The following is a 6,718-nucleotide window of genomic DNA, read 5'->3' as shown; positions in this document are numbered from 1 at the left end:
AGTACAATAATAGTTAAGGTAAAAGGATATACATGTTATCCTTTTACCTTTAAAGTAAAAAATAAGAAAAAATATTTTTTTTTACTTTATTTAGGAGGAATTCATGGGGTTATGTCGAAATTAATAATTGTTAGGAAATGGAATTTAATTGTAAAGGGGAATTATAAATATGGAGAATTCAAAAATAAGTGTAGTAATAGCAGATGATAATAAAGAATTTTGTAATATTCTAAATGATTACTTACTAAGTCAACGAGATATAATAGTAACAGGAATTGCAAAAGATGGAATAGAGGCATTGGAATTAATAGAAGAAAAAAAACCGGATTTAGTTGTACTAGATATTATAATGCCACATCTTGATGGATTAGGAGTTTTAGAGAGGTTAAATAGTATGCAATTAAATCCAATGCCTAGGATAATTGTATTATCTGCAGTTGGACAAGATAGAATAACTCAAAGAGCAATTACTTTAGGGGCTGACTATTATGTTGTTAAGCCTTTTGATATGGATGTATTTACAAAGAGAATAAGACAAATGTTTAATAATACTATAACAAATGAAGATGTAAAAAGACCTATTAGTGTAGAAAGTGATAATGCTCCTATAAGAAAAGATAATTCTAACGGACCTTTTGATCTAGAGGGAGAAATTACTAGCATAATACATGAAATAGGAGTGCCTGCTCATATAAAAGGTTATATGTACTTAAGGGAAGCTATAAGTATGGTAGTAGAAAAAGTAGAGCTTTTATCAGCAGTTACTAAGGAGCTGTATCCTTCTATTGCAAAAAAATATAATACTACCCCTAGCAGAGTAGAAAGAGCTATAAGACATGCTATTGAAGTAGCTTGGAGTAGGGGACAAGTTGAAACTATTAATAAATTGTTTGGATACACTATCCATAACAGTAAGGGAAAGCCAACTAACTCGGAGTTTATAGCAATGGTGGCTGATAAATTAAGACTTAAAAATAATAGAGTAGGATAATTTAACTTTAGGAATTAAGAATAAAGAATAACTGAACATCTCTTATTAATTGTTACATAGTAACAATTACGAGATGTTTTATTTTTTTAAATAATATACGTTATTAATGGTATAATAATTATATAAATATTATTTTGGAGGTAGTGAAATGGAATTTTTTGAAAAAACCATTGACAAAGAAATTATTTATAAAGGTAAAATATTAGATTTAAGCATTCATACAGTAGAATTGCCAAATGGAAGAGAATCAAAAAGAGAAATTATAAATCATCCTGGGGCTGTAGCTATACTTGCTTTTAATAAGGAAAATAAAGTTTTAATGGTAAGACAGTTTAGAAAGCCTATAGATAGAGTTTTATTAGAGATTCCAGCAGGAAAGTTGGAACCTAATGAGGATATTAAAGAATGTGCTTTAAGAGAGTTAGAAGAAGAAACAGGATTTATAGCAGAAGAACTTGAATATTTAGGTAAAGTTCATACATCAGCAGGGTTTTGCAATGAATGTATACACCTATTTAAAGCTTCAAATTTAAAGGAAGGGAATTTTGGTGGGGATGAAGATGAGTTTATATCTATAGAAACTCATACCATAGAAGAAATAAATAATATGATTAGAAATGGTGAGATAACAGATGCAAAGACCATATGTTCTTTAGCTTATTTGTAAAAATTTAAGAATATAAATTCTTCCTGTATCATAAATATTTAAATATGAACTAGGGATATAGGAGGTTTTTTTATGATAAAAGTTAAGAGTACAGAATCTAAAATTAAATCTTTAGGAATTTTACATCATATAAACAATAATATTTTTCTTTATTTATTATGTCTTATTTTCTTATCTACAGGTATTGTATTGGGTTTTTATAATGTTAAATATATGCCTAGTGGAGATAAGTCTTCCATAATAAAGTGGATTGATAGTTCTTTAAATATCTTGAAATCAGAGAGCATACCAAGTATAGACATTTTAATAAGTAGTATTTCTAATTATGTTCCGTTTGTATTAATGCTTTGGTTTTTGGGTATGACTATTGTGGGCATACCTGTAATATTAGGGTTAAATATATTAAAAGGATATGCTCTAGGATTTAGCTTTTATTTTATAATAAACAATTTTGGAATAAAAGGAATATGGGTAGGCATAGGAAGTATTTTATTACAAAATATAATATTCATTCCATGTATTATGATCTTATCAGTATATGCAATGGAGTTTTCTATTAATATATTAAAGGGCAGATTACATAATGGAATTTTGGTAGAAGTCATATCCTATTCTTTAAAATTTATTTTAGTATTTATTATTATGTTTTTAGGATTTTTTATTGAGGCTTATATAGCACCTAATATATTTAATTATTTAAGTAATGCACTGGGGTTTATGATGTAATGATTAATAAAAGGGAGATTTTTAATTTTTCAGTAAGTATTTTAAAGAGTTTTATTATATTATTGTTTTTTGGGGTCATTCTGCCAAACTTAATAAAAATATATGGTAGGGCATATATTATGAAAAAATATAGTGAGGGGAATAGTATTTTTGTGTATAATAGTATTAAGAAAAGTGAATTTTTTTTAACCTATTTTTATTATATAATAAGATTATTTTTTAGTTATTAGTTAAAAACAAGAATTATTATATAGTATCTAATTAACTTTAAAAACATGAGGTGAAGAAGAAATGAGAATGTATGATATTATTCTAAAAAAGAGGAATTCTGAAGAACTTACAAAGGAAGAGATAAGCTTCTTCATAGAAAACTATACTAAGGGAGAAATACCAGATTACCAAGCTTCAGCCCTATTAGTGGCAATATTCTTAAATAAGATGAATGAAAGAGAAACAGCAGATCTTACTATGGCTATGGCTAATTCTGGAGATATCTTAAATCTTTCTAAAATTCATGGCATAAAGGTTGATAAGCACAGTACTGGAGGAGTTGGAGATACCACAACTCTTATCTTAGGGCCTATGGTAGCTTCAGTTGGTATTCCAGTGGCTAAAATGTCTGGAAGAGGACTTGGACATACAGGCGGTACTATAGATAAACTAGAGGCTATAAGTGGATTTAATGTTAACATACCAGAAGAACAGTTTATTGAAAACGTAAATAAAATAAAATTTGCTTTAGCTAGCCAAACAGGAGATTTAGCTCCTGCAGATAAGAAAATTTATGCTTTAAGGGATGTCACTGCAACCGTTGATAATGTGACATTAATAGCATCTAGTATAATGAGCAAAAAAATAGCTTCAGGAGCAGAAGCTATAGTATTAGATGTGAAAGTTGGAGAAGGAGCTTTTATGAAAACTCCAGAGGATGCAAGAGTTTTAGCTAAGGAAATGGTGAAGATAGGTAAAAGTGTAGGAAGGGAAACTGTAGCTATAATATCTGATATGGATCAGCCACTAGGTCTTGCAATTGGAAATGCTCTTGAAGTTGAAGAGGCTATAGATACACTTAAAGGAAAGGGACCAAAAGATTTACTAGAACTTTGTCTTATTCTAGGAAGTCATATGGTAGTTCTAGGAGGTGGTGCTAATTCAGAGGAAGAGGCTAGAAAAATGCTTATGAAAACTATAGAATCTGGAGCAGCACTAGAGAAATTAAAAGAATTTGTAGAGGCACAAGGAGGAGATTCTAATATTATAGAAAACACTAATCTTCTACCAAAAGCCAAATTTATATATGAAGTAAAATCTACTAAATCAGGTTATGTTACAAAGATTCATAGTGAAAAAGTAGGTGTAGTTGCTATGGAGCTTGGAGCAGGAAGAGCAACAAAAGAAAGTAAAATAGACCTTGCAGTAGGAATTGTCTTAAATAAGAAAAGAGGAGATAGGGTAGAAGGGGGAGAAGTTTTAGCCTATATTCATGCAAATAATGAAGAGTTTATAGAAAAAGCATGTAGGGATCTTTTAAATTGTTATGTTATTGAAGAAAAATTAGGGGATGACGTTCCTCTTATATATGATGTAATTAAATAGCTTTAAAGAAAGAAACTATTCAATTTTAAATACTGACTTTAATATTTGGTATGATTTAGTATCTATAAGGAAGAAAATTAAATAGAGAAAATAAGCTAAGGAAGCTTTAAGTTTCCTTAGCTTATTTAGAATAAGGTTTAAATTTATATAATTATGAGATAAAGGTAAATTTATTTTATGCTAAAAACAAATTTTAACTTATGAGTGTTTAGTTTTTATGAAGATTCTGATTAAGTTATTATATGTTTAAAAGTAAATTACTTTTTTCTTTAATAGAATAAATGTAGAGTTCATGAAGTGGTCTTGTCATTGCCACATAAAGAAGTTTTACATCTAACTCATTTTCTTTATACATTTCCTTTGAAGCATTAGCTATAATAACCACATCAAATTCTAATCCTTTTGCTAGATGACAAGGTATTATAACAATCCCTCCAGAATAATTCATCTCTTTTCCAGTTATAAGTGTAAGATTGTCCTTGTTTTTTAAAAGAGATTTAAGAGTTATACATTCATCCAGTGTCTTACATATTATCCCCATGGATTTATAACCAAGTTTAGGCAGTTCCTCTATTCTAATATCAATATCCTTTACAATCTCTTTAAGACAATCCTTTTCAAAAATCTTAACTTCTTCTCCATGACGTATTACTGGTTTTGCCTCTGGAAGACGAGGATCCTTTAAGGTTCCTATAACTTTGCTTGCAGAAGTCATTATTTCAATAGTTGTTCTATAACTTTGTTCTAAGGAAAGATATGACCAATCATCATCATTAAATACATAATTCTCCACATGGGCCCAGTCTTTTATTCCTCTATAACTATATATGCCTTGGCACAGGTCCCCAAGAATTGTAAAAGAGCTATTATTAACTATCTTTTTTAAAACATAAAATTGAAATATACTAAAATCTTGTGCCTCGTCAATTACAATATGCCTTATGTTTCTCTTTTCATCTACACCATATATAAATAAGGATATGTACATTAAAGGGGCTAAGTCTTCAAATTCAATATATTTATTTTTAAGGTTTTCTAAGGAATAATCTTTTATATAATTTATTAATTCTAAATCATCTTCATCACTTTTAAGCTTTATAAGATTTATAAGGAAATTTTCATAATATACAAGCACAGATCTTTTAGGCATTTTAGAAACATAATCTTTTATTGCTGTTTTAAGACCTTTCTTGATATTTGAAATAAGGTTATCTCTTTCATCTATAATTTCTATAATTATGGCTCTTCTCTCCTTGCAATCACCCATAGATTCCCTTACTTCATTTAATTTGACTTCATATTCTTGTTCTACACGATCTAATATCTTATCTTTTTGGTGTTGTACCTTATTTAACAGACTTTTTTTAATTTCATCTATGCGTTTTGTAAGAGGGAGATTGCTATAATCTTTAATAAATTGTCTTTGAATTTCCTTATAAGTAAATAGTACAAAGTTATGGACTTTAAAATCTTCTTTAGGAATATAGTGATATTCTATATATCTTAAATATCTATGGAGTAAGTCTTTAAAACGGAGAGAAGATTTAAAAGTTGAAGCCTTTAGTATTGCTTCATTTTCTTTGAAGTCATTCTGCAGAGAATTTTCTATTATTGATGAAAGTTTTTCATTAGGTGATGTTAACTTTAGTTTTTTACCCATGTTTTTTCCTATCAATGTAAACGCAAAATCTTCAAAAGTAGTTTGAGTTACATTTTCTACACCTAGTTCAGGAAGAACCTCTGATATGTAACTTAAAAAGAATTTATTGGGGGCTATTATCATGAAATTCTCAGGAGTTAAGGTGTTTTCGTAATTATACATAAGATAGGCAATTCTATGCAGAGCTATAGTGGTTTTACCTCCACCAGCAGCTCCTTGTACTATAAGAGGTTTCCACATATTAGCCCTAATGACTTTGTTTTGTTCAGATTGAATAGTAGATACAATGTCCTTTAATCTATTATCCTTATTGGAACCTAAGGCGGCTTGAAGAAAATCATCACTAGTTGTTATATCTATGTCAAATATTTCTTTAAGTTCAGCATTTTCTATAGTGTATTGTCTTTTTAAAGAAATTTCACCATATATGTCTCCATCAGGGCAGACATAGCTAGCTTTTCCTAGCCTACCTTCATAATATAGATTTGCTATAGGGGAGCGCCAATCTATAATTAGAAATTCTTCAGTATCCTCATTTAAAAGTGACATTTTACCTATATAACACTTATCAATCTTATCTGAGGTATTTTCTTTAAAATCCACTCTAGCAAAATATGGTTTTTCTAAACTTCTGGCTATATTTTTAAGTTTGTTTTTCATACTATTTTGTAACACTTCGTTTATAACTAGTTCATTGAATTGTTCTGCATTATCTGAGTTATAGTGACTTTTACTGTATTCTACAGCATAATCAATCTCCATTTTGTGTTTATTCACGTCTTTATTAAAACATTCTAGATATTCAAGAGTATGACATAGTCTTTTTAATTCAGATTTATATTCAGGATGGTTAAGAGCAGTCATAGGTTTTCCTCCATGATAAAATTTTTACTATAAACAGTTAATAATTTCAATGGGACTGAGAAGTTTTACAACCTATATATATTTTATTATAAATTAAGGAAAAAGGGAAATTTATTATCTTAAAAACTTTCTATATAGAATGCTATACCTTTTTTGCTAAGAAATTCTTGCATGTAATCTTAAGTTATTTGTGATAATATTACGCGGTTTTGGT

General features: G+C 28.7%; 6 protein-coding genes. 5 read left to right on the top strand and 1 reads right to left on the bottom strand.

Going from position 1 to position 6,718, the window contains the following annotated elements:
• The 5 genes from FNZ64_RS14865 to FNZ64_RS13270 form a co-directional block, all read left to right on the top strand.
• Positions 1 to 207: hypothetical protein (locus tag FNZ64_RS14865; protein ID WP_207705529.1), on the top strand; the 207-nt coding region annotated here is incomplete at its 5' end.
• Complete coding sequence (gene spo0A, locus FNZ64_RS13285; RefSeq protein WP_142415477.1) at positions 170 to 991, top strand: sporulation transcription factor Spo0A; 822 nt, start codon at positions 170 to 172, stop codon at positions 989 to 991. The genes FNZ64_RS14865 and spo0A, both read left to right, overlap by 38 nt.
• Before the next feature lie 148 nt (positions 992 to 1,139).
• Positions 1,140 to 1,658 carry an NUDIX hydrolase gene (locus FNZ64_RS13280; RefSeq protein WP_142415476.1) on the top strand — a complete coding sequence of 173 codons (519 nt, stop codon included), beginning with the start codon at positions 1,140 to 1,142 and terminating at the stop codon, positions 1,656 to 1,658.
• Between the two features lie 72 nt (positions 1,659 to 1,730).
• The gene (gene spoIIM / locus FNZ64_RS13275; protein WP_142415475.1) at positions 1,731 to 2,384 is read left to right on the top strand and encodes a stage II sporulation protein M; all 654 of its coding nucleotides are present in this window, start codon (positions 1,731 to 1,733) and stop codon (positions 2,382 to 2,384) included.
• A gap of 291 nt (positions 2,385 to 2,675) precedes the next feature.
• On the top strand, positions 2,676 to 3,980 hold the full coding sequence (locus FNZ64_RS13270; protein WP_142415474.1) for a pyrimidine-nucleoside phosphorylase: 1,305 nt from the start codon (positions 2,676 to 2,678) through the stop codon (positions 3,978 to 3,980).
• A gap of 238 nt (positions 3,981 to 4,218) precedes the next feature.
• Here FNZ64_RS13270 and helD read toward each other — a convergent pair whose 3' ends face one another.
• A complete protein-coding gene (gene helD / locus FNZ64_RS13265; protein ID WP_142415473.1) occupies positions 4,219 to 6,504 on the bottom strand; it encodes an RNA polymerase recycling motor HelD in 2,286 nt (761 codons plus the stop codon).
• Between the last annotated feature and the right edge of the window lie 214 nt (positions 6,505 to 6,718).

Source organism: Hathewaya massiliensis (genome assembly GCF_902143515.1).
Lineage (GTDB): Bacteria > Bacillota > Clostridia > Clostridiales > Clostridiaceae > Hathewaya > Hathewaya massiliensis.
Note: the sequence above shows the minus strand (reverse complement) of the source record. Positions and strands in the feature narration are given on the sequence as shown.

Coding starts and splice junctions, on each gene's coding strand:
- FNZ64_RS13270 (WP_142415474.1), top strand. CDS start 2,676: ATGAGAATGTATGATATTATTCTAAAAAAGAGGAATTCTGAAGAACTT.
- spo0A (WP_142415477.1), top strand. CDS start 170: ATGGAGAATTCAAAAATAAGTGTAGTAATAGCAGATGATAATAAAGAA.
- spoIIM (WP_142415475.1), top strand. CDS start 1,731: ATGATAAAAGTTAAGAGTACAGAATCTAAAATTAAATCTTTAGGAATT.
- FNZ64_RS13280 (WP_142415476.1), top strand. CDS start 1,140: ATGGAATTTTTTGAAAAAACCATTGACAAAGAAATTATTTATAAAGGT.
- helD (WP_142415473.1), bottom strand. CDS start 6,504: ATGACTGCTCTTAACCATCCTGAATATAAATCTGAATTAAAAAGACTA.